25 protein-coding genes are annotated in these 23,443 nt (G+C 60.8%); 8 read left to right on the top strand and 17 right to left on the bottom strand.

Annotation, left to right across the window (positions count from 1 at the left end):
- Positions 1–2: 2 nt before the first annotated feature.
- Together ACSBQV_RS04260 and ACSBQV_RS04255 are read right to left on the bottom strand one after the other, a co-directional pair.
- Positions 3–719: a glutamine amidotransferase gene (locus ACSBQV_RS04260; protein ID WP_099783201.1), complete on the bottom strand. Its 717-nt coding sequence runs from the start codon at positions 717–719 to the stop codon at positions 3–5.
- Complete coding sequence (locus tag ACSBQV_RS04255) at positions 716–970, bottom strand: hypothetical protein (protein ID WP_033643198.1); 255 nt, start codon at positions 968–970, stop codon at positions 716–718. The genes ACSBQV_RS04260 and ACSBQV_RS04255 overlap by 4 nt, the downstream gene beginning before the upstream one ends.
- A 66-nt stretch (positions 971–1,036) precedes the next feature.
- On the opposite strand from ACSBQV_RS04255, the gene ACSBQV_RS04250 reads away from it, so the two are divergent.
- Positions 1,037–2,341, top strand: coding sequence for an aminotransferase class I/II-fold pyridoxal phosphate-dependent enzyme (locus tag ACSBQV_RS04250; RefSeq protein ID WP_099783199.1), 1,305 nt, complete (start codon positions 1,037–1,039; stop codon positions 2,339–2,341).
- Here the strand turns inward: ACSBQV_RS04250 and ACSBQV_RS04245 are convergent.
- From ACSBQV_RS04245 to nudI, 3 genes are all read right to left on the bottom strand, one after another.
- Positions 2,338–3,324 carry an MsnO8 family LLM class oxidoreductase gene (locus ACSBQV_RS04245; protein WP_033650312.1) on the bottom strand — a complete coding sequence of 329 codons (987 nt, stop codon included), beginning with the start codon at positions 3,322–3,324 and terminating at the stop codon, positions 2,338–2,340. The two genes, ACSBQV_RS04250 and ACSBQV_RS04245, sit on opposite strands and share 4 nt — an antisense overlap.
- Before the next feature lie 139 nt (positions 3,325–3,463).
- On the bottom strand, positions 3,464–4,300 hold the full coding sequence (gene pbpG, locus ACSBQV_RS04240; RefSeq protein WP_099783197.1) for a D-alanyl-D-alanine endopeptidase: 837 nt from the start codon (positions 4,298–4,300) through the stop codon (positions 3,464–3,466).
- Between the two features lie 93 nt (positions 4,301–4,393).
- Positions 4,394–4,819 carry a nucleoside triphosphatase NudI gene (gene nudI / locus ACSBQV_RS04235; RefSeq protein ID WP_099783195.1) on the bottom strand — a complete coding sequence of 142 codons (426 nt, stop codon included), beginning with the start codon at positions 4,817–4,819 and terminating at the stop codon, positions 4,394–4,396.
- Positions 4,820–5,054: 235 nt separating this feature from the next.
- On the opposite strand from nudI, the gene ACSBQV_RS04230 reads away from it, so the two are divergent.
- A complete protein-coding gene (locus tag ACSBQV_RS04230; protein ID WP_069100960.1) occupies positions 5,055–6,485 on the top strand; it encodes an SH3 domain-containing C40 family peptidase in 1,431 nt (476 codons plus the stop codon).
- A gap of 68 nt (positions 6,486–6,553) precedes the next feature.
- Here ACSBQV_RS04230 and ACSBQV_RS04225 read toward each other — a convergent pair whose 3' ends face one another.
- Complete coding sequence (locus tag ACSBQV_RS04225; RefSeq protein ID WP_099783193.1) at positions 6,554–7,306, bottom strand: hypothetical protein; 753 nt, start codon at positions 7,304–7,306, stop codon at positions 6,554–6,556.
- Between the two features lie 256 nt (positions 7,307–7,562).
- On the opposite strand from ACSBQV_RS04225, the gene ACSBQV_RS04220 reads away from it, so the two are divergent.
- Positions 7,563–8,591 carry a transporter gene (locus ACSBQV_RS04220; RefSeq protein WP_033643191.1) on the top strand — a complete coding sequence of 343 codons (1,029 nt, stop codon included), beginning with the start codon at positions 7,563–7,565 and terminating at the stop codon, positions 8,589–8,591.
- Here ACSBQV_RS04220 and ACSBQV_RS04215 read toward each other — a convergent pair whose 3' ends face one another.
- The 9 genes from ACSBQV_RS04215 to ACSBQV_RS04175 all read right to left on the bottom strand — a co-directional run bounded on the left by ACSBQV_RS04215 (position 8,592) and on the right by ACSBQV_RS04175 (position 16,024).
- Positions 8,592–9,125 carry an SRPBCC family protein gene (locus tag ACSBQV_RS04215; protein WP_033643190.1) on the bottom strand — a complete coding sequence of 178 codons (534 nt, stop codon included), beginning with the start codon at positions 9,123–9,125 and terminating at the stop codon, positions 8,592–8,594. It lies immediately after the preceding gene.
- Between the two features lie 3 nt (positions 9,126–9,128).
- On the bottom strand, positions 9,129–9,476 hold the full coding sequence (locus tag ACSBQV_RS04210; RefSeq protein WP_004938187.1) for an ArsR/SmtB family transcription factor: 348 nt from the start codon (positions 9,474–9,476) through the stop codon (positions 9,129–9,131).
- Between the two features lie 82 nt (positions 9,477–9,558).
- Positions 9,559–10,785 carry a Zn-dependent hydrolase gene (locus tag ACSBQV_RS04205; RefSeq protein ID WP_099783191.1) on the bottom strand — a complete coding sequence of 409 codons (1,227 nt, stop codon included), beginning with the start codon at positions 10,783–10,785 and terminating at the stop codon, positions 9,559–9,561.
- Positions 10,782–11,273 (bottom strand): L-2-amino-thiazoline-4-carboxylic acid hydrolase, encoded by a 492-nt coding sequence (locus ACSBQV_RS04200; protein WP_033643188.1) that lies wholly within the window; start codon positions 11,271–11,273, stop codon positions 10,782–10,784. The genes ACSBQV_RS04205 and ACSBQV_RS04200 overlap by 4 nt, the downstream gene beginning before the upstream one ends.
- An 18-nt stretch (positions 11,274–11,291) precedes the next feature.
- Positions 11,292–12,401: a branched-chain amino acid ABC transporter substrate-binding protein gene (locus tag ACSBQV_RS04195; protein ID WP_373864256.1), complete on the bottom strand. Its 1,110-nt coding sequence runs from the start codon at positions 12,399–12,401 to the stop codon at positions 11,292–11,294.
- 76 nt (positions 12,402–12,477) lie between these two features.
- Positions 12,478–13,191: an ABC transporter ATP-binding protein gene (locus tag ACSBQV_RS04190; RefSeq protein ID WP_099783185.1), complete on the bottom strand. Its 714-nt coding sequence runs from the start codon at positions 13,189–13,191 to the stop codon at positions 12,478–12,480.
- On the bottom strand, positions 13,184–13,954 hold the full coding sequence (locus tag ACSBQV_RS04185) for an ABC transporter ATP-binding protein (protein ID WP_096242285.1): 771 nt from the start codon (positions 13,952–13,954) through the stop codon (positions 13,184–13,186). The genes ACSBQV_RS04190 and ACSBQV_RS04185 overlap by 8 nt, the downstream gene beginning before the upstream one ends.
- The gene (locus ACSBQV_RS04180; protein WP_033643184.1) at positions 13,951–15,063 is read right to left on the bottom strand and encodes an ABC transporter permease subunit; all 1,113 of its coding nucleotides are present in this window, start codon (positions 15,061–15,063) and stop codon (positions 13,951–13,953) included. The genes ACSBQV_RS04185 and ACSBQV_RS04180 overlap by 4 nt, the downstream gene beginning before the upstream one ends.
- Before the next feature lie 10 nt (positions 15,064–15,073).
- Entirely contained in the window at positions 15,074–16,024 is a 951-nt protein-coding gene (locus ACSBQV_RS04175) for a branched-chain amino acid ABC transporter permease (protein WP_047026056.1), read from the bottom strand.
- A gap of 170 nt (positions 16,025–16,194) precedes the next feature.
- Here ACSBQV_RS04175 and ACSBQV_RS04170 point away from each other — a divergent pair, with 170 nt between their 5' ends.
- The 4 genes from ACSBQV_RS04170 to ACSBQV_RS04155 all read left to right on the top strand — a co-directional run bounded on the left by ACSBQV_RS04170 (position 16,195) and on the right by ACSBQV_RS04155 (position 20,609).
- Positions 16,195–17,124, top strand: coding sequence for a LysR substrate-binding domain-containing protein (locus ACSBQV_RS04170; RefSeq protein ID WP_099783183.1), 930 nt, complete (start codon positions 16,195–16,197; stop codon positions 17,122–17,124).
- A 256-nt stretch (positions 17,125–17,380) separates the two neighbouring features.
- Positions 17,381–19,261 carry a potassium transporter Kup gene (locus tag ACSBQV_RS04165; protein ID WP_096242283.1) on the top strand — a complete coding sequence of 627 codons (1,881 nt, stop codon included), beginning with the start codon at positions 17,381–17,383 and terminating at the stop codon, positions 19,259–19,261.
- A 189-nt stretch (positions 19,262–19,450) separates the two neighbouring features.
- Positions 19,451–20,170, top strand: coding sequence for a glucosamine-6-phosphate deaminase (locus ACSBQV_RS04160; protein ID WP_033643180.1), 720 nt, complete (start codon positions 19,451–19,453; stop codon positions 20,168–20,170).
- 118 nt (positions 20,171–20,288) lie between these two features.
- Positions 20,289–20,609 (top strand): cupin domain-containing protein, encoded by a 321-nt coding sequence (locus ACSBQV_RS04155; RefSeq protein WP_089194796.1) that lies wholly within the window; start codon positions 20,289–20,291, stop codon positions 20,607–20,609.
- Here ACSBQV_RS04155 and ACSBQV_RS04150 read toward each other — a convergent pair.
- Positions 20,588–21,745, bottom strand: a complete 1,158-nt coding sequence (locus ACSBQV_RS04150) for an alpha/beta fold hydrolase (RefSeq protein ID WP_199169663.1) — start codon at positions 21,743–21,745, stop codon at positions 20,588–20,590. The genes ACSBQV_RS04155 and ACSBQV_RS04150 overlap by 22 nt on opposite strands.
- 64 nt (positions 21,746–21,809) lie before the next feature.
- Between ACSBQV_RS04150 and ACSBQV_RS04145 the strand changes: the two genes are divergently transcribed.
- Positions 21,810–22,703, top strand: a complete 894-nt coding sequence (locus tag ACSBQV_RS04145; RefSeq protein ID WP_099783181.1) for a LysR family transcriptional regulator — start codon at positions 21,810–21,812, stop codon at positions 22,701–22,703.
- A gap of 33 nt (positions 22,704–22,736) precedes the next feature.
- On the opposite strand, the gene ACSBQV_RS04140 is transcribed toward ACSBQV_RS04145, so the two are convergent.
- Positions 22,737–23,330: a TetR/AcrR family transcriptional regulator gene (locus ACSBQV_RS04140; protein WP_099783179.1), complete on the bottom strand. Its 594-nt coding sequence runs from the start codon at positions 23,328–23,330 to the stop codon at positions 22,737–22,739.
- Positions 23,331–23,443 lie beyond the last annotated feature (113 nt).

Genomic DNA, 23,443 nt, shown 5'->3' with positions numbered 1-23,443 from the left:
AGTTACTTCCTTGGTTCGTTGTTATCCAGCCAGCGCGCGAACACCTGCCGCGCGCGCTGTTCCAGCTGCGCGCCGTGGTGCGCGGCCTGGTCGCGCAGGGTCTGGGGCGCGATGCCGGCCAGTTCCAGCTCGCAGGCATGGCCAATCAGCCAGCGTTCGATATCGCGATAATCCGCCTCCAAATGGAACTGCAGGCCGAGCGCGAACCCCTGATAGTCGAAGGCCTGATGCGGGCATACCGCCGTGCCGGCCAGGCAGCGGGCGCCGTCCGGGATCATGAACATATCCCCGTGCCAGTGCAGTACCGGCGTGTCGGCCAGCGGCGCCAGCACCGACTCCTCTTCCGCCGGCGGCGTGGTCAGCGGGGCGAAGCCTATCTCTTTCACACCGAGCGAAATAACCTCCGCGCCCAGCGCCTGGGCGATCACTTGCGCGCCAAGGCAGACCCCGAGGGTCGGCCGCCGCTGCGCCAGGCGCTGTTTGACCAGCGCGAATTCATGGTCGAGAAAATCATACCGCTGCTCGCCGGAAAAATGCTGAGCGGCGCTGATCGGCCCGCCGAGCACCACCAACAGATCGGTCTCTTCATTATTGATAGCACGAATATCATCGCGGCCGGCATCGTAATAATCGATCTGATAGCCGCGCAGCGACAGCAGGGAACCGAGGATGCCCAGGTTTTCAAAGTTGACGTGCCGAATGGCGACGGCTTTTTTCATTGTTTAACCTCGCTAGCGTGAGTGAAGGGGATCAGCGCCAGCGATTCGCCCAGCACCGTGATGCCCTGCGCGCCGCTCTGGTAGACGATGCGGCGTTCGCTGACCTGGCTGAGCTGCACCTGATAACCCTGTGCGGCCGGGAACAGCGCGCAGGCCTGCTCCAGCTGATCGGCTGCCCACGGGGTGAACAGCTGCAGGCGGGCAAAGGCTTTTCCTGCATACTGAATGTCGAGCACGTAATGTTTATCCATGGAACCCCTTACTTTTGGCCGCAGAAGCTGCTAATCTTATTTGAACTAGTACAAAAGGATTTATGTATGACTTCATTGTATGCAAAAGGCGGCGGCGCTGTCCAGATTGCCGAGCAGATCGCAGCACGCATCAAAAACGGCGCGCTGCGGCCGGGCGAACTGTTGCCGCCGGTACGCCAGCTGGCGGCGGAGCTGGAGGTCAATCCGAATACCGTGGCCAGCGCATACGCCAGATTGCGCGATGCCGGCCTGGTCGCGACGCGCGGGCGGGCGGGTACGGTGGTGCTGGAGCCGCCGCTGGCGGCGGTGAGTGCGGCCTATGCGCCGCGCCAGGTGCCGGCGGGGATGTGCGATCTGGCCAGCGGCAACCTGGATGCCGCTTTGCTGCCGGCGCTGAGGCTTGGCGCGGCGGAGGTGTTCCCGCAGCAAAACGGCTATGACATCAGCGGCGACCTGCCGGTATTGACCGGTCTCGGGCGTGAGTGGCTCGGGCGCCAGGGCGTGGCCCTGGGGGAACCGGCGGTGTTTTCCGGCGCGTTGGACGCGATGGAAAAGGCGCTGCGCTGCCATGCCCAGCCTGGGGCGGCGGTGTGGGTGGAAGATCCCTGCTGGCCGCCGTTATTGACGCTGCTGCGTCACCTGCGCCTGCGGCCGCTGCCGCTGGCGGTGGATGAACAGGGCTGTCGGCTGCCGGAGAGTGGCACGGCTGACGCAGTGATCCTGACGCCGCGCGCCCATAATCCGACCGGCGCTTCGCTTTCAGCGCAACGTGCGCAGCAGTGGCGAGGTTTTCTGCGCGGCCATCCGCAGTGTCTGGCGATCGTCGACGATTTCTGGGGGCCGTTGTCGCAACAGCCGCTGCATCTGCCGTTCGACGGCGAACGCGGCCTGTACGTGCTGTCGCTCAGCAAGTTTCTCAGCCCGGATCTGCGCATCGCGTTGGCCTGCGGCAGCCCGACCTTGCTGCAGGCGATGCGCGCCGATCAGTACATCAGCGAACGCTGGGTCAGCCATATCTTGCAGCAGATCGCCGCCAGACTGTGGGAACAAGCCTTGCAGGAAGGGCAATTGCAGCGGGCGCAACAGGCGTATCAGGCCAGACGGGATGAGCTGGTCCAGCGGCTCAATGCGTTGAATCACACGGCGCTGGCGGTAGGTGAAGGGCTGCATCTGTGGGTGCCGGTGCGTTCGGAAACCGCCGCCGCGCAGCTGATGGCGCAGCGGGGATGGCTGGTGCAGGGCGGTGAACCTTTCCGCCTGAAGTGCGGTCCGGCGCTCCGCGTCAGCCTGGCGAACGTCACGCCGTCACAGTTGGCGCCGCTGGCGCAGGATCTGTCCGAAGCCATGCGGGCGGCGGCGGCGATCAACTAAGCCGGCGTCAAACTCTCCTCCGCCAGTAACTGCAGCGAGGCTAACCGGGCGGCCGGTTCGGCGATCGGCGTGTCGATGATGAACTCTTCCACGCCGTACTGTTGCTGCAGCTGCGCCAGTTGCTGATGCACCTGCTGCGCGGTGCCGAGCAGAATATGGCTTTCCCGCGGCTCGATGCGGTAGTCGGTGGCGCCGGCCTGCTGCACGAAACTCTCCGCCTGCGCCAGGCTGCCGACGGTCACACTCTGCTCACCGGCAACGTGCACGCGGTATTGCCGAATGTCGGCCGCCAATGCCGCGGCCTGTTCCTCGCTGGGGGCCACGATCGCCGCCACCGCCAGCAGCGCCTTGCGGCCGCCGCTGTGTGCGGCGTAGTGCTCCAGCGCGTCGCGGATATCCTGCGGATTGCCGTTCAAATGCGCGGCGAACACGAAGGCCCAGCCGGACTCGGCCGCCAGCGTTGCGCTTTCTTTACTGGCACCGAGCAGAAAACGCTGCGCGCCCTGCGGCGGCAGCGGTGTGGCGCTCAGGCCGGGCTCGGCGTCGTCGTTCAGATAGGCGGTCAACTGCGACAGCTGCTGAGGAAAGTCCGGCTTGCGTTGCCGATCGTGGGCCGCCTGCAGCGCCTGGGTTGCGAGCGGCAGCCCGCCGGGCGCTTTGCCCACCCCGAGATCGACGCGTCCCGGCGCCAGCGCCGCCAGCAGGTTGAAGTTTTCGGCCACCTTGTAGGCGCTGTAGTGCTGCAGCATCACGCCGCCGGAGCCGATGCGAATGCGCGTCGTCTGGCCGAGCAGGTAGCCGATCAGCACTTCCGGCGACGGGCAGGCGAGCTGCGGCGTGTTGTGGTGCTCCGCCAGCCAGAAACGCCGATACCCCCAGCGTTCCGCCCGTTGCGCCAGCTGCAGCGTGCGCGCCAGCGCCTGCGCGGCGCTTTCCCCGTCGGCGATCGGACTTTTTTCCAATATGCTCAAGGCGTAAGCCATTTTTCCCGCTCCTTTCATCATCAGATATGCCTGACAAATACCATGCGGGCGGCGCGCGGCTTAATACTGATTGGCGATAGGATATTCCATTGATCCAAAACGGATTTGGATATGCGCAGAACGGTAAAGCGCCGCGAATTTACCGCTCCAGCCAGGCCTTCAGACGAATGGCGTCACGGTAGTGGCCGTAGCGCGGCTGCGCGCCAAGCAAGATCATCACCACCGGCTGCCCTTTGATGGTGGTGCGCATTACCAGGCAGTGACCGGCCTCGTCGGTAAAGCCGGTTTTCTGCAGCTGGATCTTCCAGGCCGGGTTGTTGATCAGACCGTTGGAACTGCGATAGACCAGCTGGCCGCGGCCAGGACGCACGATCTGCTGCTTGTCGGTGCTGAAGCGGCGAATCAATGGATAGCGATAGGCGTGATTGACCATTTTCAGCAAATCGTTGGCGGTGGCTACGTTGCGCGGCGTTAGCCCGGTCGGATCGTAGAAACGGGCGCGTTTCATGCCGATGGCGCGCGCTTTCTGATTCATTTTCGCCACGAAGGCCTTGCGCCCGCCGGGATAACTGCGGCTTAGCGCCGCGGCGGCGCGGTTCTCCGAAGACATCAGGGCGATGTGCAGCATATCGCGGCGGCTGAGCACCGAGCCGATGGTCAGCCGCGAATGGGTTTTCTTCAGCAGATCGCGATCGGCGGCGGTGACTTTGAGTTGACTGCCCATGGGGCGTTTGCTGTCCAGGGCGACCATGGCGGTCATCAGCTTGGAGAGAGACGCGATCGGCAGCACGCGGTTCGGTTGCTTCTGATAGAGCGTTTTTCCGGTACGCTGATTGACGACCAGCACCGATTTGGCATTCAACACCAATGGCGGCGCGGCGGCATGGGCGGGCGCCAAAACGAACAGCAGGCCGAACAGGGCGGCGGCGCCGAAGCGCCGGACGGACAGACGGAGAACAGGGAGAAATAAAAGCATAGCGACGGCAATAGTGACCCTAAGTGATTAAAAAATATCAAAAGAGTCTGCCCGGCAAATGTGAAGGAAATAGGGTGATAATCGCTCAAACTGTTACAGCAATCCCTTTTGCCGCAGCGTGAAGCGGGTGGCTTCGTTCAGATCGTAGTCCGCCAGGCGTTCGCGCGGCACCCAGGCGTAGTCGTCGAATTCATCGTTGATCGTCACGTCGCGGTTGGCGGCGTGGCAGTCGAAAATCAGGTAAATCATGTAGATTTGTTCCCGGCTGCCGTCGGCGTAGGTTTTGATGCGCACGTCGTCGCGGAAGGTCCAGGGCGTGATGCTGTCGAGGATCAGTGCGGGGTCCAGCTCTTCGCGCACTTCGCGCCGCAGCGCTTGCTCTATCCGCTCACCCGGCTCGACGCCGCCACCGGACAGCGCCCACTGGCCGGGAAATACGCCCTTGTGCGCGGCCATTTTGCACAGCAGGAAGGCGTTATCGTTTTCAATCAGCGGGCAGACAATGATGCGTTGGCGCATGGAGGACTCCTGTCAGAAAGCAAAGCCGCAGGATAGCAGATTTGGCGGCGCAGGGCGGGAAGGTCGATCGCATTCTGTGCGGCGGCGGGAAATCCGGTCGGCATTTGTCATGGGGTTGCCTCCGGCTTTGTTTTCTTCAACGAGAAATCAATCGCAGATGTTATTAAGTATCAATTCGAATAATTTCGCGTCAGGATAAAGCAGGGATTTTAACCTATCATGGAGTTGATAACGTATGCCTAATGGAATAAAACCGCTGTGCCTGATGACTCTTCTGCTGCTGTCGGCCTGCCACAGCGCGCCGGTCAGCCAGCCCCCTCAAGACGCCACGGCGACAGCCCCTATCGATGCCACCAAATCGCTGTTCCCGCTGGGGAACTATTCGCAGTCTGTCGATAAATGGTTGCCGCCCGGTCCGCAGCGGCGGGTGTCCGTGATGGATGCCGCCACGCAGAAACGTCATTTTTCCGCCCTCAAATCTCACTATTTTGGCATGGGGCCGAACGATGAATCCCCCTGGAATCCGCATTACATCGCTGCCGTCCTGAACCGCGAAGCGGAAAGCCACCGTGATGCCGCAATGGATAAATACCTTGGCCGTGGAAGTGTCTCCTGGGGGGAAAACTTCAGGACTCACACCGACCGCTGGAAACAGCAAGTCAGAGATAACGCGTCTACGGACATTAGCCAGGTTTATCATTCTTCGGCCCGAGGCATTGCGGTCAGGGAGACGCTGGTCAGGATCCTGCCGACGGACGATCCGGCTTATGACGATCCTCGCCTGGCTGGGCAAGGTTATCCCTTTGATAATTTGCAGGATTCGTCTATCCGCCCCGGCACTCCGGTATACGTTATTACGCATAGCCGCGATAAACGCTGGAAATACGTCATGTCGCCTACGGTGATCGGTTGGGTGCATAGCGAAGACATCGCGGCGGCGGATCAGCGGTTTGTCTCAGAATGGCTGGCGCTGGCGGGGAAAAATCTGGGGGCATTCATTAAACAGCCGGTTTCGGTGCAAACGGGCGGCCAGTTTTATTTTACGGCGCGCCACGGCACGATTCTGCCATTTTACCGTCACCGACAGGGCCTTTTTGTGGTCGCCGTGCCGGTACGCCGAGAGGATGGCCGCGCACAGATGCGCCGGGTCGTTGTCAAGAAGGGGGAATTTGCCGCCATGCCGTGGAAAATGACGCCCGAACATCTTGCCGTACTGATGCGGTCAATGAGCGGCAGGCCTTATGGCTGGGGGAACTATAACTTCAATAATGACTGCTCCGCCGAACTGCGCAGTCTGTTGATGCCTTTTGGCCTCTTTCTTCCCAGAAATTCCGCCGCGCAGATACAGGCGGCCACCCGCGTGGTTGATCTTGCTCAAGCGAACACCAGTGAACGGCTGCGCTATCTCAAAGATCACGGCAAACCCTTCACCACGCTGGTTTACATTCCGGGCCATATCATGCTGTATATCGGTAATGCGCTCATTGACGGCCAGGTTGTGCCGATGACGTACCAGAATATCTGGGGGCTGCGCCCGGCAGATTCAAAGCGCCGCAGCATTATCGGCGGCGCAGTCTTTTTCCCGCTGCTGGCGACCTATCCTGAAGATGCGAGCCTGATGTCGCTGGCGGGCAAGGCGCAGTTTAAACTGGGATTTATTGAATAGCCCTTTCTTTAGCTGATAAAGCGACCGCGAATGCGGCCGCTTGTTGTGCGGCGACAAATCGAACTGCGCTAATTGCCTAGCCGGCGCTGGATAATTTTATCGTGCTCATCCGTCAGGTTAGCGTAATTCCAAATAAATAATCCGCCAAGGTTAAAGTCCAAAACCTGATCGATAAAGTAATTTAAATTCCAGTCGGTCAATCCTTTGGTCGTCAGGGCCAGAATGCATTTTTTATTTTCGGCCCCGTTCGCCAACGATTGTTTTAATGTCGGGATCACATTAGCGAGAATATCGTCATTGCTCCACATCGCTGCCGCATAACAGTAATGGATAAAGCGGTCGCATTGGTCTGATTGAATGATTTTTCTGACTTTCTCGTTGAGCTTGTTGCCATTTTCCGTATTGGGGTGGTTGTAAGAATAACCGGCAATAAAACCAAAGCTGGTCTCTTTCCCGGCCTCTTTTAGCCGTTTCATGGCTTCGATGACCCGTTCGGTGTTCATATTGCATTCGTCATCAAAATCGACGCCATCCCAGCCCCGATCGACCGTGGCCGCGACGATCCTCAACACTTCATCCTCATTGGCCGGCTTTTGCTGCGGGGAGCATCCGCCGCCGCCGTAAACCCATAGCGTCTTTCCGTTAAAGCCGGGAAGCGTATCGGGTTTGTTTTGTTTTTCCGGGCTCCATCCTGGCTGGGCTGAGGTGCCTGTGGTTAAGCCATCAAGGTTGGTTACCATGCCGTACATCATGACATCGAACGCTTTATGCGGTTGGCCAGCCAGAGACTGGCTCCATCCGCCCGTAATAAACTTGTTCATTGTCGTTATCTCCTTATTGAGCGTGTTCCTTAAATGAATGTGTCTTGCATGATGGAGGGTATCAGCCGCTATATTCATGTTGCCATTGTGCGGTTGCTGAACGGGCGAGGGATGAAAACTTTTTAAAATGAAATGACGTTTTTATGACGAAAATATTAATGATCTGGAGCGCTGAAAATCATTAACGCCGAGCGATAAAGATTGTTATAACAGCGTGGACGATCTGGGCTAACGGCAATAGGCAGGATAAGGCGTTATGGTGCAAAGGGCAGCGGAAAAGATGCACAAGCTGGATTTTGATGATGAAGTGACCGGGCTGATCTACGGCCATGCGTTTCGCTCCGGCGAGCCGCCGGCGCGCCTGAACTCGCAGCAGGTTTGCCTGGCTTACCAAACGTTGTCGCCCGGCGACGGTTTTATCTGGCTGCACCTCAATCTCAACCACGCGGCGGCGGAGAAGTGGCTGAAAAACCATTTCGCCATTTCCGATTTTTTCTTTCACGAAATTCGTCACGGTTCCCACACTACCCGCATCGAGCGGCAGGGCGACGATCTGTTCGCCGTGCTCAACGACGTGATCTTCCACCCTGAAGACAACAACCCGGAAACGGCGACGCTGTGGCTGTATTGCCGCCGTGGGCTGGTGGTGACCGTGCGTCATAAACCGGTGCGATTGATCGAGCGGTTGCTGGGCCGCCTGACGGCGCTGCAGCTGGCGTCGTCCACCGAACTGCTGGCGCACCTACTGGAAGAGCAGGAGGATGTGCTGGAGCAGGTGGTGCGGCAGGCCAACCAGTATGTCGATACCATCGAGGATCGTCTGCTGACGAGCCGCGTTAAACGCAACCGCGCCGAGCTGGGGCGCATGCGCCGCATGCTATTGCGCTTTCAGCGCCTGTTGGCGCCGGAGCCGGCCGCGTTGTTTCGCCTGTTGAACCGGCCGCCGAGCTGGCTGAGCCGTGAGGTGGTGCAGGATCTGCGGCAGTTTACCGAAGAGTTCACCGTGGTGTTGAACGATCTCGCCAGTCTGACCGAACGCATTCGGCTGCTGCAGGAAGAGCTGGGCGCCAAACTGATGGAGCAGAATAACCGCACGCTTTACACCCTGACGGTGATCACCGTGCTGGCGTTGCCTATCAACATCGTCGCCGGTTTTTTCGGCATGAACGTCGGAGGGATACCGCTGGCCAGCAATCACCACGGTTTTATCCTGCTGGTGTTGCTGGTCGGCAGTTTTACGCTGATCGCCGGTTATCTGGCGTTCAGGCGCAGGGACGAGTCGTAATTACAGGCGGGCGCGGTACTCTTCTTCCAGCCGGGCATGGGTGCTCCAGAACGGCTGCGGCGCCCGATCGTGCAGGCGATCCAGCAGAATATCCAGATGGGTATGCCAGCCGCCGGCGACGCTGAGCATCTCGTCGCGGTTAGCCAGGCGCCGGTGGGTGACCGTTAGCAGCACCGCGTTTCCCTGTTCCGTCAACTCGAAGGTCACTTCGGAAGGGCGCCCCTGCTCCTGTTCGGCCCAGGTAAAGCTCAGCAGGCGCGGCGGGAACAGGCAGGTGATGTGGCCGCGGTTGCTGACACAGCCGCCGTGCTGTTTGTACTTGGCCGGCGGTTGCTCGTGCTCGCCCGCCAGATCGGAGTTGCGAAACTCCAGCTCCAGCGGCGCGCCGTTTTCCAACTTCATGGCGCCAGCCGCCAGCCAGGTGGCGCGCTTGTCGGATTCGGTCAGGTAAGCCCACACCCGCTCGATGGGGCCGGGCAGCAGCCGCTGGATGCGCAGCGTGCCGGGTTCGATAATCATGCCGTAATCATTCATGGTTCACTCCTTGGGAGGAAGCTGTTCGGGCTGCAGCAGCGCCTGTTCGAGCGCATCCAGCCGTTCAGTCCAGAAATGTTCATAGGTTTGCAGCCAGTGCATGGCCTGCGCCATAGGCTCGGGTTCGAGCCGGCAGATATGGTTTCTTCCTTGCACGGTGCGTTGCACCAGGCCCGCATGTTCCAGTGCTTTCACGTGCTTGGAGGCGCCGGCGAACGACATCTGCAACGGCGCGGCCAGTTCGCCGATGCTGCGTTCACCGCCGGCCAGCGCACGTAACATCGAGCGGCGGGTCGGGTCGGCCAGCGCATGAAAAATGGCGTCCAGCTGTGAGGAAGATAATTCAACCATATGGTTGAATATAGATCAGGCAGGCTAATATTCAACCGTTTTGTTGAATATTTTTTGCCCCGGCGCCAAACCGGGGCGAGGATCAGGCGTCGGCGTGCGCCAGCAGGGCATTGAGCAACACGTCGGCGCCGGCGGCGGCCCAGGCGGGGGTGATATCTTCCCGCTCGTTGTGGCTGATGCCGTCCACGCAGGGAATGAAAATCATGGCGGTCGGGGCGACGCGACTAAGGTAACAGGCATCGTGGCCGGCGCCGGAAATCATGTCGCGATGGCGATAGCCCAATGCCTGCGCGGCGTGACGCACGCTGCCAATACACCCCGGATCGAAGGCGATCGGGGGATACTGGAAGATGCGCTCGGTCCGGGCGGCCAGGCCGCCGCCGTTGACCTCGTTTACCGCCGCCAGTAGGCGCTGCTCCATCTGCGCCAGAATAGCCTCCTGCGGATGGCGGAATTCGACGCTGAAAAAGACGCGCCCCGGCACCACGTTGCGCGAATTGGGGGTGATTTGCGCCATGCCCACCGTGGCGCGCGCGTCGGGCGCGAAATCCCAACCGATGCGGTTGACCGCCGTGACCAGCGCCGCAAAGCCGAGCAGGGCGTCGCGGCGCCGATCCATCGGCGTGGTGCCGGCATGGGCGCTGAAGCCGACGACCTCCAGTTCATACCAGCGCTGCCCTTGTGCGGTGGTGACTACGCCGATGTCGAGATGCTCCGCTTCCAGAATCGGCCCCTGTTCGATGTGCAACTCGAAGGCTGCATGGATCGGCGTACCGCCCACCGGATACTCGCCGGCGTAGCCGATGCGCTCCAGCGCGTCGCCGAGGCTGACGCCGTGCTCGTCGTGGCGCGTCAGGCCGTATTCCAGGTCGAATACCCCGGCGAACACGCCCGAGGCGACCATCGCCGGCGCGAAGCGCGCGCCTTCTTCGTTGGTCCAGTTGATCACTTCGATCGGGCGTTCGGTGACGATCTGCCGATCGTTAAGGGTACGAATAACCTCTAATCCGGCCAGCACGCCGTAGATGCCGTCGAAACGGCCGCCGCGGGGCTGCGAATCACCGTGCGAGCCGGTGACGACCGGCGCCAGCTCGGGGCGAGCGCCTTCACGCCGCAGGAACATGTTGCCCATTTTGTCGACGCGTACGGTGCAACCGGCCTCCAGCGCCCAGGCGCGCAGCTGATCGCGCGCTTGCCGATCTTCTTCACTCAGCGCCAGCCGGGTGACGCCGTTATTGGCGATGGCGCCGAACTGCGCCATCGTCTGCAGGCTTTGCCACAGGCGCTCGCCGTTGACTCGATACGTCATTGATCTTCTCCCGGCGTTTTAGCGGTGTAGCGGAAATCGCAGCAGGGGGCGCCGGACATGATGGTCTGGCTGCGCTGCAGGTCGACGTCAGGGGCATAGCCAACGATAAACTGACTGTCGCGAGCGCAGGAGAGCAGGTGGCCGATCTCCCCCAGCCCCATCTCGTGATACATCTCGGCGTAGCGGCAGCGGGTGACGTTGTAGTCGAAGTGCTGCGCGTCCTGATTGATCACCTCGACGCGCAGCGCATCGTCTTTTTCCCACAGGTACTGCAAGGCGGCGAAGCTGCGCAGATCCGCGCCGTTCGGTTCCTGGGCGGCGAACTGTTTGCCCGCCTCGATGGCGGCATTCTCGATGGCTTCGCCGATTACCGCCTGAGCGCGCGCCTTGCCGATTTCACGCACCAGAATCTGGTAGATCGGCTTGATGATCTCCGCCTCGATCTTTCTGCGGGCCAAAATGCCCAATTCGTTTTTTGCACAGCTCATCGCCTTGCTCCTCTTGATTTATTGTGACTTGGCGCCGCCCAACACGGTTTGCGGCTGCCATTTGCCGTCAACCACCCGGTACAGGGTGAAGCTCGGCTGTTGCAGGTTGCCTTGCGCATCGAAGGCGATGTCGCCGGTGACGCCCTGGTAATGTATGGCGCGCAGTTTCGGCAGATAATCGGCCGGATTGGCCGAATCGGCTTGCTCAATGGCGGCGATCAGTACCCGGGTGGCGTCGTAGGCGAAGGGCGCATGCAGTTCGATGTGGGTGTGATAACGACCGCGGTAGGCTTGTTCAAACGCCTTGCCGCCCGGCATCTGTTCCAACGGCAGCCCCGGCTCCAGCGCGACGACGCCTTCGCCTTCCCGCTGCGCCAGCGTCAGGAAGGTTTGGCTGACAAAGCCGCCGGCGCCCATCAGCTGCGCGTTCATGCCCAGCTGTTTCAGTTTGCGCGCCAGCGGCGCCGCCTGCGAATCCACGCCGCCGAAGAAGATCAGATCGGCGTTTTTACTGCGGACGGTGGTCAGCACGGCGCTGAAATCGACGGTCTTGTCATCCACATACTCACGGGTGACCGGCTGCACGCCCTGGGCCTGCAGCGATTTGATAAACTCGTCCGCCAGCCCCTGGCCGAAAGCGGTGCGATCGTCGATCACTGCGATGCGCTTGGCTTTCAGCGTCTTCACCGCATATTGCCCGGCGTAGTTGCCGCCGTCGTCGTCGTGGCCCATCACGCGAAAGCTGGTGTCAAAACCTTGCTGCGTGTAGCCGTGACCGGTAGCCACCGGCGCCACCTGAGCGATGCCGGCGTCGTGATAGATGCGCGCCGCCGGGATGCTGGTGCCGGTGTTCCAGTGGCCGACCACGCCGGCGACGCCTTCGTCGACCAAACGCTGCGCCACGGCCACGGCGGTGCGCGGGTCGGACTGATCGTCCTCGGACACCAGCTTGAAGGTGACCGGTTTGCCGTTCAGCGTCGGTTTCTGTGCGTTAGCGTCGGCGATCGCCAGCCGTGCGCCGTTTTCGAGATCTTTGCCGATGCGCGCGGAAGGGCCGGTCAGCGGCCCGGCAAGACCGATCAATACGGTGTCGTCCGCCAGCGCCGGGAGGCTCAGGATCATTGTCATGGCGGCCAGCGCCAACGGCTTGATGCGAATGTTCTGCTGCATGTCATACTCCTGGTGCGGTTAAAGGTAACAACGGTTATTCACCCAAATAGATCCGTTTGATTTTTTCATCGTCCAGCATGTCGGCGGAGCGGCCGCTGTGGCTCAGGCTGCCGCTGTCCAATACGTAGGCGCGATCGGTGGACGCCAGCGCCAGGCGGGCGTTCTGCTCGACCAACAGCAGCGTGACACCGTCACGGGCTAGCTGCTTGATGACCGAGAAAATGGCCTCCACCACAATCGGCGCCAGCCCCATCGACGGTTCGTCCAATATCAGCAGCCGCGGGCGGCTGAGCAGCGCGCGGCCCATCGCCACCATCTGTTGTTCACCGCCGGAAAGCAGCCCGGCCGGTTGATGCAGGCGCTCGCTCAGCCGTGGGAAGGTGGCGCACACGCGTTCGAAATCTTGCCGCACCGCCGATGCGTCACGCCGCGCATAGGCACCCAGCTGCAGGTTTTCTCGCACCGTCAGGCGGGTGAAAATGCCGCGTCCCTCCGGCACCATCACCAGCCCTTGCTGCAGCAAGCGGTGCGGCGGCATGCCGCGAATCGAACGGCCGTCGAACAGGATGTCGCCCTCAAACGGCTGCAGGCCGGTCAGCGCCCGCAGGCTCGAGGTTTTGCCCGCGCCATTGGCGCCGATCAGCGTCACCTGTTCGCCGGTGTTCACCGTGAAATCGATGCCTTTGACCGCATGAATGCCGCCATAAGACACTTTGAGTCGTTTAACGCTCAGCAGGGCTTCAGACATGCGCGCCGCCTCCCAGATAGGCTTGAATGACCGCCGGTTCGCGCCGCACCTGAGCCGGTTCGCCTTCGGCGATCGCTTTGCCGTAATCCAGCACCGTCAGCCGATCGCACAGACCCATCACCAGCTTGACGTCGTGTTCGATCAGCAGCAGCGTTTTGCCGCTGTCGCGGATGCGCAGCAGCAGTTCGCGCAGCGCCACTTTTTCTCCGGCGTTCATGCCGGCCGCCGGTTCGTCCAGCGCCAGCAACCGGGGCTCGGTCGCCAGCGCGCGGGCGATCTCCAGCCGCCGCTGATGGCCGTAGGCGAGATCGCCGGCGCGGTAATGGGCGAATTGGCTGATGCCGACGTACTCCAGCAGCGCATGAGATTTATCGCGCACCGCCTGTTCCTCCTCTTTCGCGCGCCGGTGCCGGGCGATCGCTGCCCACAGGCCGTTGCGGGTGCGCACGTGGCAGCCGACCATCACGTTTTCCAGCACGCTCATTTCATTGAACAACCGCAGGTTTTGGAAGGTGCGGGCAATGCCGGCCTGCGCCACTTTGTCGATCGCCTGGGGCTTATAGCGCTGGCCCGCCAGGCGGAACTCGCCCGCGTCGGCGCGATACAGGCCGGTGATCAGGTTGAAGCAGGTGGTCTTACCGGCGCCGTTCGGCCCGATCAGGCCGTAGATTTCCCCCTGGCGGATGCTCATGCTGACGTCATCCACCGCCGTCAGGCCGCCGAAGCGTTTGCTGATATGGTGTAAAGCGAGCAGCGGCGTCATGCGGCGTTCCCCCGTGCGTGGCGGGCCGGCCACAGGCCCGCCGGGCGATACAGCATCACCAGGATCAGCGCCAGGCCGTAAAACAGTTGGCGGATGATTTCCGGGTCGATCAGCACCTGGCCGAACAGCGCCTGCTGCAGCGGCCCCATGCTGCTGCGCAGCAGCTCCGGCAGGGCGGCCAGCAGCAGCGCACCCAGGATCACGCCGGGGATGTGCCCCATGCCGCCAAGCACCACCATCGCCAGTACGGCGATCGACTCTTGCAGGGTGAACGATTCCGGCGACACGAAGCCCTGGAACGCGGCGAACAGCGCGCCGGCCACGCCGCCAAAGGTGGCGCCGATGGCGAAGGCCAGCAGCTTGAAGTTGCGGGTGTTGATGCCCATCGCCCGCGCGGCGTCCTCGTCTTCGCGGATCGCCGTCCACGCGCGGCCGATGCGCGAGTTCTGCAGCCGCAGGCTGATGAAGAGGATCGCCAGCAGCAGGGCGGCGAACAGGTAGTAATACAGGTACAGGCCGGAAAAACGCACGCCGAACCACTCATGCATGCCGGAAAACTTCAGGCCGAACAGGCTGACCGGATCGATGCCGGAAATGCCTTTGGGGCCGTTGGTAAGGTTGACCGGGCGATCCAGATTGCGCATCAGAATGCGCACGATTTCGCCGAAACCGAGCGTGACGATCGCCAGATAATCGCCGCGCAGCCGCAGCGTCGGCGCGCCGAGCAGGATGCCGCACGCCGCCGCCAGCAGCGCCGCCAGCGGGATCAGACCCAGCATCGACAGGTGCAGCCCGTCGGGGAACCACTGCAGCAGCAGCGGGAATTGCTGTGTCAGATGCGGTGACGACAGCAGCGCGGCCAAATAGGCGCCGACGGCGTAAAAGGCGATAAAGCCCATGTCCAGCAACCCGGTCATGCCCACCACGATGTTCAGCCCGAGCGCCAGCATCAGGTACAGCAGGGCGAAATCGACGACCCGCACCCAGTAGTTGCCGCCGGCGGCGCCCGCCACCCAGGGCGCCAGCAGCAGCGCGAGAATGAACAGCGTCAGCCCCAGCCTGGCGCGACGCGGCGTGGCCAGAGGAACGGGGGGAGTCAAAACGGTCATGGTGATGTCCTTATGCGCGCGTGGCGATGCGTTCGCCCAGGAGCCCGGAGGGGCGGAAGACCAGCACGGCGATCAGCACCAGAAACGCGAAAACGTCCTGGTAGTTACTGCCGAACACGCCGCCGGTCAGCTCGCCGAGATAGCCGGTGCCCAGCGATTCGAACAGGCCCAGCAGCAATCCGCCGAGCATCGCGCCGCGCAGGTTGCCGATGCCGCCGAGCACGGCGGCGGTAAACGCCTTGATGCCCGGCAGAAAGCCCATCGAGAAACCGGCGTTGCCGTAGTTGCTGGCCATCATGATGCCGGCCACCGCCGCCAGCGCGCCGCCGAGCGCGAAGGTCAGAACGATGATGCGGTCAGGACTGATGCCCATCAGGCCGGCGACCTGCGGGTTTTCCGCCGTGGCGCGCATGGCGCGGCCGAAACGGCTGTGTTCGACCAGCAGCCATAAGCCGGCCATGACCGCGACGGCCACCGCCAGCGTGACGATCGCCGTGCCGGTGATCACCGCCGGCGCATGCCCGCCGCTGCCTGCGGTCAGGGCGATGGGGGTCATTGGCAGCAGCTGCGGAAACATCAGGGGATTGCGTGACCAGATCAGCATCGCCAGGGTTTGCAGCAGCAGCGAGACGCCGATACCGCTGATCAGCGGGGCCAGGCGCGGTGCATTGCGCAACCGGCGGTAGGCGAGACGCTCGATCGCCATCGAGGTGATGGCGCAGACCGCCATGGCGAACAGGGCCGCCAGCAGCAGCGTGGCGTACGGCGGTAACGCGGGAAAGTGGTGTTGCAACAGGCTTATCGCCGACAGCGCGCTCAGCGCACCGACCATCAGCACGTCGCCGTGCGCGAAATTGATGATGCGCAGGATGCCGTACACCATGGTGTAACCGAGCGCGATCAGCGCATAGATGCTGCCGAGCATCAAACCGTTGACGGTTTGCTGTACCAGCGTATCCATAGAGAGAGTCCGGAGATAATGAGTCAGGAGGGTCACAGTAGAGAATTTAAAAAAAATGTAAAATACGGAAAAATACTTTCTTATACAAAAAACGAGTGATTTTAATGCGTTGATTTTTATGTATATTGAATCCATTCCTTCAGTGTCGATTTCCCAAAAACAGTCAATATATGAAAAAAACAGAACAGTACGATGAGCCATTGCCGATGCTGCCGAACGATCCGCCGCTGCGCGCCGTGCGGGCGTTCGAAGCCATCGCACGCCTGGGGGGCATCAGCGCGGCGGCTAACGAGCTGATGATTTCGCCTTCGGCGGTCAGTCATCAACTCAAAACGCTGGAGGCATTTTTGCAGATGCCGTTGACCGAACGGCAGGGGCGTAACCTGGTGCTGCGCAGCGAGGGGCGGGAGTATTACCGCTCGATTCGCTCGGCGTTCAACGTGCTGCGCCAGGCGACCGAACACGTGCGCGAGCAATCCGCGTCGCGGCAGGTCACCATCAGCCTGATCCCGCTGTTCGGCATGGGTTGGTTCATTCCGCGGCTGCGCGGTTTCCTGCGCGAAAATCCGGATATCGACATCAATGTGGTCTACGCCAACCACCGCAATTACCTGAGCGACGCCGCCGACCTGTCGATCCGCTTCGGGGGCGGGCAGTGGACCGGCTATCGCAGCGAGAAGCTGATGTCCGGCAAAATGGTGCCGGTGTGCAGCCGGGCATTCAGTAAACTGCATGGTTTGCTCGATACGCCGGAGCAGCTGGCGACGCTGCCGCTGCTGCACGACGAGGAGCGCAATACCTGGATGCAATGGTTTCAGCAGGCCGGCGTCAAGCGCCCGCTGCGCAGTATCGGCCCGATGTTTGAGGACGGATTGTTGACGTTGGCGGCGGTGCAGGCGGGGTTAGGGTGCGCGTTGATGCGTGAACCGTTAATCGCCCAGTACCTTGAAAGCGGTGAGTTGATTAAAATGTTCGATCTGCCGATCGACGACGGCCGCGATTATTACCTGTGCGCTCGACTGGATAGCGAGCTGTCGCAGGAAGGCGAAAATCTGCGGCAGTGGCTGCGCCGCGAAGCCGATGAGAGCCGGCTCGCGTAACGCCGGGCGGAAACAGGGGGGAGCCGGACGTTCATTTCACTTTCCCACGACGCACGCCACGCCAACAGGAAAGTAATAGGCCCTCCGGGGTGGGCGTTTTTAAACCGTTGCTCACCGGCGATGATTGCTGAAGCTTCAACGCGCGATGCTGTCACTGGCGAAGATGACGGCTATGCTTAACTTGCCGATCACGTGGCGCGACGGCCACAAAGTGACAATAATTCCCACTCTCAGCGCAACGTCAAGGAGCGAGCAGATGTCTGTCGGCAATGATACGGAAACCGTGAATAAGACGGGGCTGGCGCCGCTGGCGTTGGGCGCATTGGGCGTGGTGTTCGGCGATATCGGCACCAGCCCGCTGTACACCCTGAAAACCGTGCTGTTTCTCTCCGGCGACGCGCCTTCGGCGCCGGTGATCCTTGGCCTGCTGTCGCTGATATTCTGGACGCTGGTGATCGTCACTTCTCTCAAATACGCCATGTTCGCCATGCGCATCGGCAACCGCGGCGAGGGCGGCATCATGGCGCTGATGTCGCTGTTGGTCAGCAAGCGAAAATCCCGGCCGCTGGTGCTGTTCGCCGGCCTGTTCGGCGCCGCGCTCATTTACGGCGACGGCGCCATCACGCCGGCCATCTCGGTGCTCTCGGCCCTCGAAGGGCTGAACATCGTGCTGCCGGCGTCGCAGCCCTATATTCTGCCGGCGGCGGTGGTGATTTTGCTCAGTCTGTTCGCCATTCAGCCGCTGGGTACCGCGCGCATCGGCCGCGTGTTCGGGCCGATCATGGCGCTGTGGTTCCTGTCGATCGCTGCGTTGGGCGTGTGGGGCATCATCCAGCATCCGGCGGTTTTGCTGGCGCTGAACCCGCTCTACGGCATTCACTTTCTGTTCTCCAACGGACTGACCAGCTTCCTGGTGCTGGGCGGCGTGTTTTTGTGCGTCACCGGCGCCGAAGCGCTGTATGCCGATATGGGGCATTTCGGCAAACGGCCGATTTGGCTGGCCTGGTTCGGCATCGTTTTTCCCAGCCTGTTGCTTAACTACGCCGGTCAGGCCGCGCTGATCCTGAGCGGCGCCGATGTTACGCAGAACATCTTCTTCCGTTTATGCCCGCCGGCGCTGCTGATCCCGCTGGTGATCCTGGCCACGCTGGCGACGATCATCGCCAGCCAGGCGATCATCAGCGGTGCGTTTTCCATGACCCGCCAGGCGATCCAACTGGGGTGGCTGCCGCGGCTGCGGGTCAGGCAAACCACCGAGGAAAGTTACGGGCAGATCTACATTGGCGCCATCAACTGGCTGCTGATGGTGGTGACGCTGTTCCTGACCGTGTTCTTTAAGTCGTCGGACAATCTGGCCGCCGCCTACGGCATCGCCGTCTCGTTGACCATGATCATGACCACCGGCCTGCTGTTCGTCGCCATGCGCGAGGTGTGGCGCTGGGGGCCGATCGCCAGCCTGTTGGCGGCGGGCGGTTTCTTCGTGGTCGATTTGAGCTTCCTGACGGCCAACATGACTAAAGTGCTGCAGGGCGGTTATATCCCGCTGCTGTTGGCCGCCGCGGTCTATACCGTGATGCTGATCTGGCATCGCGGGGTGCTGGCGGCCGCGCGCACCCTCGGTGAAACGACAGTGCCGGTAGAGGATTTCCTGGAGAAAATCCGCCGCGAATCCGTGCCGCGCGTGCCGGGCACCGCGGTATTCCTGACTCGCAGCCTGCAAGGGACGCCGCCGGTGATGAAATGGCAGGTCAAGCGTAACGGTTCGCTGCACGCCAACGTGCTGGCGCTCACCATTGCCATCGTCAATGAGCCGCGGGTCTCGAATGCTGAACGGTTGGTGATGCGCGAGCTGTCGCCGGGCTTTTGGTGCGGCGTGGCCAGCTATGGCTTTATGGAGCGGCCTAACATCCCGCAGCTGTTGCAGCACGTCGAGGCGCAGAAATCCGGTCTGAACTTCGACGAGGCGACCTACTATCTTGGGCACGAGACCGTGGTGCGCCGCGAAGCGAACGACCGGTTGCCATCCTGGCAGCGCAACCTGTTCGCGCTGATGGTGCGCAACGGCATGCACGTCACGGATTATTACTACCTGCCCAGCGATCAGGTGGTGGAGATTAGCCGCCGCGTGCCGGTATAGGGCGCGAAAAAGGCATCGCCGCAATTGCGGCTTGCATCACACAACGCGGTTTGCATTTCATTCCTGGCCGCCATAACCTGACAAGAAACGGATTGTTACTGACGCGATCAGGCAAAACCTAACTTCTCTCCCGGCATCGAACATGGCCGGATGGGCGGTTAGGTTTTTTTTTGCAAAAAGGAGAAGGGAATGAAACTTGTCGTCGCTAATGACTACCAGGAAATGAGTGAGCTGGCCGCCAGCCTGTTGTTGAGTTACATGCTGCGCCCGCAGCGCGTCAATCTGGCTATCACCGCCGGCTCGACGCCTAAACGGATGTATGAGTTGTTGGCTCCGCGCGTCAAGGGCCACGCGGAATTCGCCAACGCGCATTACTATAATTTCGATGAAATTCCTTACGCCGGTCGATCGGGCTACGGCGTTACCATGGAGAATCTGCACCGTATGTTCTTTGGCCCGGCGGCGATCCCCGAGCGGCAACTGCACGTCTTGAATTCGGACAACTACCTGCAGCACGATCGGCGTATCGCCGAAGATGGCGGGCTGGATGCAATCGTGATGGGCGTCGGAGCGGACGGGCATTTCTGCGGCAATCTGCCGGGCACCACCGCCTTCGAAGACCGCACCTGTCGGGTGCCGGTTTCCGCCAGGCCGGATCTGGCGGACATTTTGCTCAAAGAGGTGGGCGGCCGCACTGAATGGTTGCCCGATCATTACGTCACCCTGGGGCCTGCAAGCGTGATGGCCGCCAAAAAGCTGGTGCTGCTCGTCAACGGTTCGCACAAAGCGGACATTTTGCGGCGCATTGTCAGCGGGCCGGTGGAGAGCGGGGTGCCCGCCAGCATTTTGATGCTGCATCCGGACCTGTTGATTATCGCCGATCGGGAGGCCGCGGCGCTGCTGCCTTAAGCGTTCATCCGGCGCGTCTCGCCTCAGAACCAACGGTCATAACCTGCAACCAAAGCGTCTTTCCCTGCGGCGCAGAATCAGGCTAGAGTGCGTTTTTTCATGCACCTGGGGGATTCCGATGCTGTTCGATTTAAACCAGCAGGCGGCCGAACTGCCTGAGGCCTGGCGCTCTGCCGTGCTGGGCCGCGTCGGTGCGGCCAATATCAAAGTGCTGCGCATGGACGCGCGCAGCATTGCGGATGAAGTGCATGATTACAGCGAAGGGTTGCTGGTGATCAGCGGCCACCTGCGGCTGCAGGTGGCGGGGGAAGAAGTGGTGGTGCGGGCCGGTCAGCTGTATCAGGCCGCGGCCGGCGTGCCGCACCGCGTGTTGCCGGGCAGCGAAGGTACGCTGGTGATTGTCGATTTGCCGGAAGATCAAGTGCCGTCGTTGGGCTGAGGCTGCGCCAGAAATCTGACAACGCCCTGGAGAAAGCGTTGTCTGCCGGCGTTATCTCTATCGAGATGGACAAAATGTGTCGCTTCAGGAATGACCAGCTTTTCGGCTGAAGGGGCATCTTTCATGATGGCGTCAACATCCTCGGGCCGGCTCCAGAAATCCCGCTCCGAGCGAACAACCAATACGGGAACGGTTGTTAAGGCTGTTGCGGACCACTGTTTTCTGCCCATCGCCAGTTCAAAGCTGTCAGCCATTGCACCGGTCGGTGCGCGGAAGCTGTGTGGCGTTCTGCGCTGCGAGGTATTGTCCGATGCCAGTGCGGCATCACCGTAAGCGCGTTTAACTGTTTCATCACGCCACTGTGTTTTATCCGCCACGGGAATGCTGTTATCCCAGGCGACAAACAGACTGTCTCGCGTGTTGAGGCTCCAGCCGCCAAATTTGGCGGCGTTGAAGTGCCCGGGATTTTGAGGATCGTCCAGCGGCGATCCCTGGCCCAGCAGCGGGTGGTGGGCGGTTCCGCCATAAAGCGTGTTATAGAGCACCAGCCGTTCCACATTCTGTGGATATTGGGTTGCATAAGCGCCCGCCCAGTGTCCTCCCGTCGCCCATCCCAGGATATTAATGCGGGGCGCTCGACTCCATGCCTGAATAGCCTGCACGGCGCGATCGATATCGGTTATGGCGTCCGCAGTGCGGATCAACGGCGCTGACTGGTTAGGAGGGCTGTCCATCGCGGCCGGCCGGCTGGATAACCCATATCCCCGCAGATCGAGGATATATACCCGAAAACCGGCTAATGCCAGATCTGCCGCCAAAGAGCCGCCCTTGACGGGCAAATCAAAAGAGGCCAGGCCGGGAACCCGTGCGCCATGAATCAGCAGTACAGGTTTGCCCTCAGATTTCAGGCTGACTTCCCTGACGTGCAGTTGCTCTCCACCCGCAAGCAAAATGTATCTGTCTGTTCGATTTACCGGTGTGGGGATTTCATTTTCTTTTGATGCAGCCTGCGTTGACGACGCTGACATGATAAGGAGGGCTAGCAACGTATTTAGGTTTCGATAAGTCAGTGACAACGATCTGAGTATGTTCATTGTTATTCCTGCTCCACGAATATATACAGGAAGCATCTTCATGTGCTCCCCTTGATGTGTCTAATACTATTGTGGCGCTTTCTTAATACATTTAAGGTATCACGACATGCTTACTCTGCGTCAGCTCCGCCAATTTCTTGTGGTTGCGGAAACAATGAATGTCCGGAAAGCGGCCGAGCGTTTGCATATGGCTCAACCCCCGCTGACAAAAGCGATCCGTCAAATGGAAGAGATTTTGGGCACCCGGCTTTTTGAGCGAACCAATCGAATAACGGCATTGACTCCCGCAGGGGCAGTGTTGCAGAAGGAAGCGGTTACGACGCTCATGCAGATGGAACGGTCGATGTTACTGACACGACGTGCCGGCCAGGGAATGACGGGGGCTTTGCGCATCGGTTTTGTCGCTTCCGCCGTCAGACATCTGCTTCCCGAAATGGTCGCCCGTTTTCACTTTTCCTGTCCGCAGGTTGTTCTTGAATTGAAAGAAATGACGACGGCGCGACAGGTTGCGAGCCTTTTGGAAGACACGCTTGATATTGGCATTGCGGTTTTACCTGTTCCTGAATACGCCATACCGAAACTGTCTTGCCATCCATTTTTTAGCTGCCCGCTGATTGCCGTTTTGCCGAGTAAACATCCTGCCGGAACAAGCGGCGTTCTTTCGCTTTCTGCCTTGGCCACGGAGCCGTGGGTATTGTTTCCTGAGCAAGAAGGGCCAGGTCTCTATCGCGCTATCATTGAGGCCTGCGAAAAGGCAGGATTTGCTCCTGAGGTTGTTCAGCGAGCCGTGCAGATGGAAACGATAGTCGGCCTTGTTGCTTCGGGATTAGGAGTCAGTCTGGTCCCTGAATTCATGCAAAAAAGCGGCTGGGCAAACGTTTCTTTTTGTCGGCTTAGTGGAGAACAGATCCCGTATCAGGTTGCTCTGATTCACAAGGCGGAAAATATCAATCCCCACGTCGCGGATTTTGTCAAAAACGCAGTTCCTCCACAGCCATAGGTAAACTGAGTTTGAACCGCATTCAAGAATCGATTAGGCGCGGTTGCCCAGGACCGTCAACGCCACGTTTACCGCCGCCAATAACCGTGCCTCGGTGACGCCGTCACGCGCCTGAATCGACAGGCCGTGCAGGAAGACGGCGAAATAGTCACCCAGGCTGTCGGCGTCGGTGTCGGCCGGCAATTCGCCGGTTTGCACCGCCTGCCGCAGCCGTTCGACGATCTGCTGTGTGCGCTGCAGCCGATGCTCTGCCAGCCAGGCTTTGAGCCCGTCGTTTTCCGCGCTGACGCTGGCGGCGGCGGAGACCACCATGCAGCCTTGAGGCAGATCGGGCCGGCTATAGAGCCGCACGGCGTCTTCCAGCAGGCGTTTGAGCGCCGGGCGAATGCCGCTTTCCGTCGCGAAGGCGCGATCGGCGAAGCCCCCTTCGGCGGTTTCATAACAGGCGATCGCCTCGCGGAACAGCTGCTCTTTGGAGCCGAACGCTTTGTAGATGCGTGCGGAAGCGATGCCCAACTCCGCCACCAGATCCGACATCGAAGTGCCTTCGTAACCTTGCCGCCAGAATAAGTTTCGCGCCCTCAATAGCGCCTGTTCGCGATCGAACTCGCGCGGTCTGCCTGCCATTCGCTGCTCCAATTTACCTGCCATTCAGCGACATAGGATCGCTTAAATCGGCGGGAATACCAATGCCTTTATAAATTTCGCTTGCGGTCGCCGCGCTTTGCCTCTATTGTTTG

The organism is Serratia sp. B501 (assembly GCF_051172315.1).
Lineage (GTDB): Bacteria > Pseudomonadota > Gammaproteobacteria > Enterobacterales > Enterobacteriaceae > Serratia > Serratia ureilytica.
This window is presented reverse-complemented; position numbering and strand designations above follow the sequence as displayed.

Coding starts and splice junctions, on each gene's coding strand:
- ACSBQV_RS04155 (WP_089194796.1), top strand. CDS start 20,289: ATGCTGTTCGATTTAAACCAGCAGGCGGCCGAACTGCCTGAGGCCTGG.
- ACSBQV_RS04225 (WP_099783193.1), bottom strand. CDS start 7,306: ATGAACAAGTTTATTACGGGCGGATGGAGCCAGTCTCTGGCTGGCCAA.
- ACSBQV_RS04245 (WP_033650312.1), bottom strand. CDS start 3,324: ATGGCTTACGCCTTGAGCATATTGGAAAAAAGTCCGATCGCCGACGGG.
- nudI (WP_099783195.1), bottom strand. CDS start 4,819: ATGCGCCAACGCATCATTGTCTGCCCGCTGATTGAAAACGATAACGCC.
- ACSBQV_RS04140 (WP_099783179.1), bottom strand. CDS start 23,330: ATGGCAGGCAGACCGCGCGAGTTCGATCGCGAACAGGCGCTATTGAGG.
- ACSBQV_RS04205 (WP_099783191.1), bottom strand. CDS start 10,785: ATGACGTATCGAGTCAACGGCGAGCGCCTGTGGCAAAGCCTGCAGACG.
- ACSBQV_RS04150 (WP_199169663.1), bottom strand. CDS start 21,745: ATGAAGATGCTTCCTGTATATATTCGTGGAGCAGGAATAACAATGAAC.
- ACSBQV_RS04250 (WP_099783199.1), top strand. CDS start 1,037: ATGACTTCATTGTATGCAAAAGGCGGCGGCGCTGTCCAGATTGCCGAG.
- ACSBQV_RS04145 (WP_099783181.1), top strand. CDS start 21,810: ATGCTTACTCTGCGTCAGCTCCGCCAATTTCTTGTGGTTGCGGAAACA.
- ACSBQV_RS04175 (WP_047026056.1), bottom strand. CDS start 16,024: ATGGATACGCTGGTACAGCAAACCGTCAACGGTTTGATGCTCGGCAGC.
- ACSBQV_RS04195 (WP_373864256.1), bottom strand. CDS start 12,401: ATGACAATGATCCTGAGCCTCCCGGCGCTGGCGGACGACACCGTATTG.
- pbpG (WP_099783197.1), bottom strand. CDS start 4,300: ATGCTTTTATTTCTCCCTGTTCTCCGTCTGTCCGTCCGGCGCTTCGGC.
- ACSBQV_RS04260 (WP_099783201.1), bottom strand. CDS start 719: ATGAAAAAAGCCGTCGCCATTCGGCACGTCAACTTTGAAAACCTGGGC.
- ACSBQV_RS04180 (WP_033643184.1), bottom strand. CDS start 15,063: ATGACCGTTTTGACTCCCCCCGTTCCTCTGGCCACGCCGCGTCGCGCC.
- ACSBQV_RS04190 (WP_099783185.1), bottom strand. CDS start 13,191: ATGTCTGAAGCCCTGCTGAGCGTTAAACGACTCAAAGTGTCTTATGGC.
- ACSBQV_RS04185 (WP_096242285.1), bottom strand. CDS start 13,954: ATGACGCCGCTGCTCGCTTTACACCATATCAGCAAACGCTTCGGCGGC.
- ACSBQV_RS04200 (WP_033643188.1), bottom strand. CDS start 11,273: ATGAGCTGTGCAAAAAACGAATTGGGCATTTTGGCCCGCAGAAAGATC.
- ACSBQV_RS04230 (WP_069100960.1), top strand. CDS start 5,055: ATGCCTAATGGAATAAAACCGCTGTGCCTGATGACTCTTCTGCTGCTG.
- ACSBQV_RS04215 (WP_033643190.1), bottom strand. CDS start 9,125: ATGAATGATTACGGCATGATTATCGAACCCGGCACGCTGCGCATCCAG.
- ACSBQV_RS04220 (WP_033643191.1), top strand. CDS start 7,563: ATGGTGCAAAGGGCAGCGGAAAAGATGCACAAGCTGGATTTTGATGAT.
- ACSBQV_RS04165 (WP_096242283.1), top strand. CDS start 17,381: ATGTCTGTCGGCAATGATACGGAAACCGTGAATAAGACGGGGCTGGCG.
- ACSBQV_RS04170 (WP_099783183.1), top strand. CDS start 16,195: ATGAAAAAAACAGAACAGTACGATGAGCCATTGCCGATGCTGCCGAAC.
- ACSBQV_RS04210 (WP_004938187.1), bottom strand. CDS start 9,476: ATGGTTGAATTATCTTCCTCACAGCTGGACGCCATTTTTCATGCGCTG.
- ACSBQV_RS04160 (WP_033643180.1), top strand. CDS start 19,451: ATGAAACTTGTCGTCGCTAATGACTACCAGGAAATGAGTGAGCTGGCC.
- ACSBQV_RS04255 (WP_033643198.1), bottom strand. CDS start 970: ATGGATAAACATTACGTGCTCGACATTCAGTATGCAGGAAAAGCCTTT.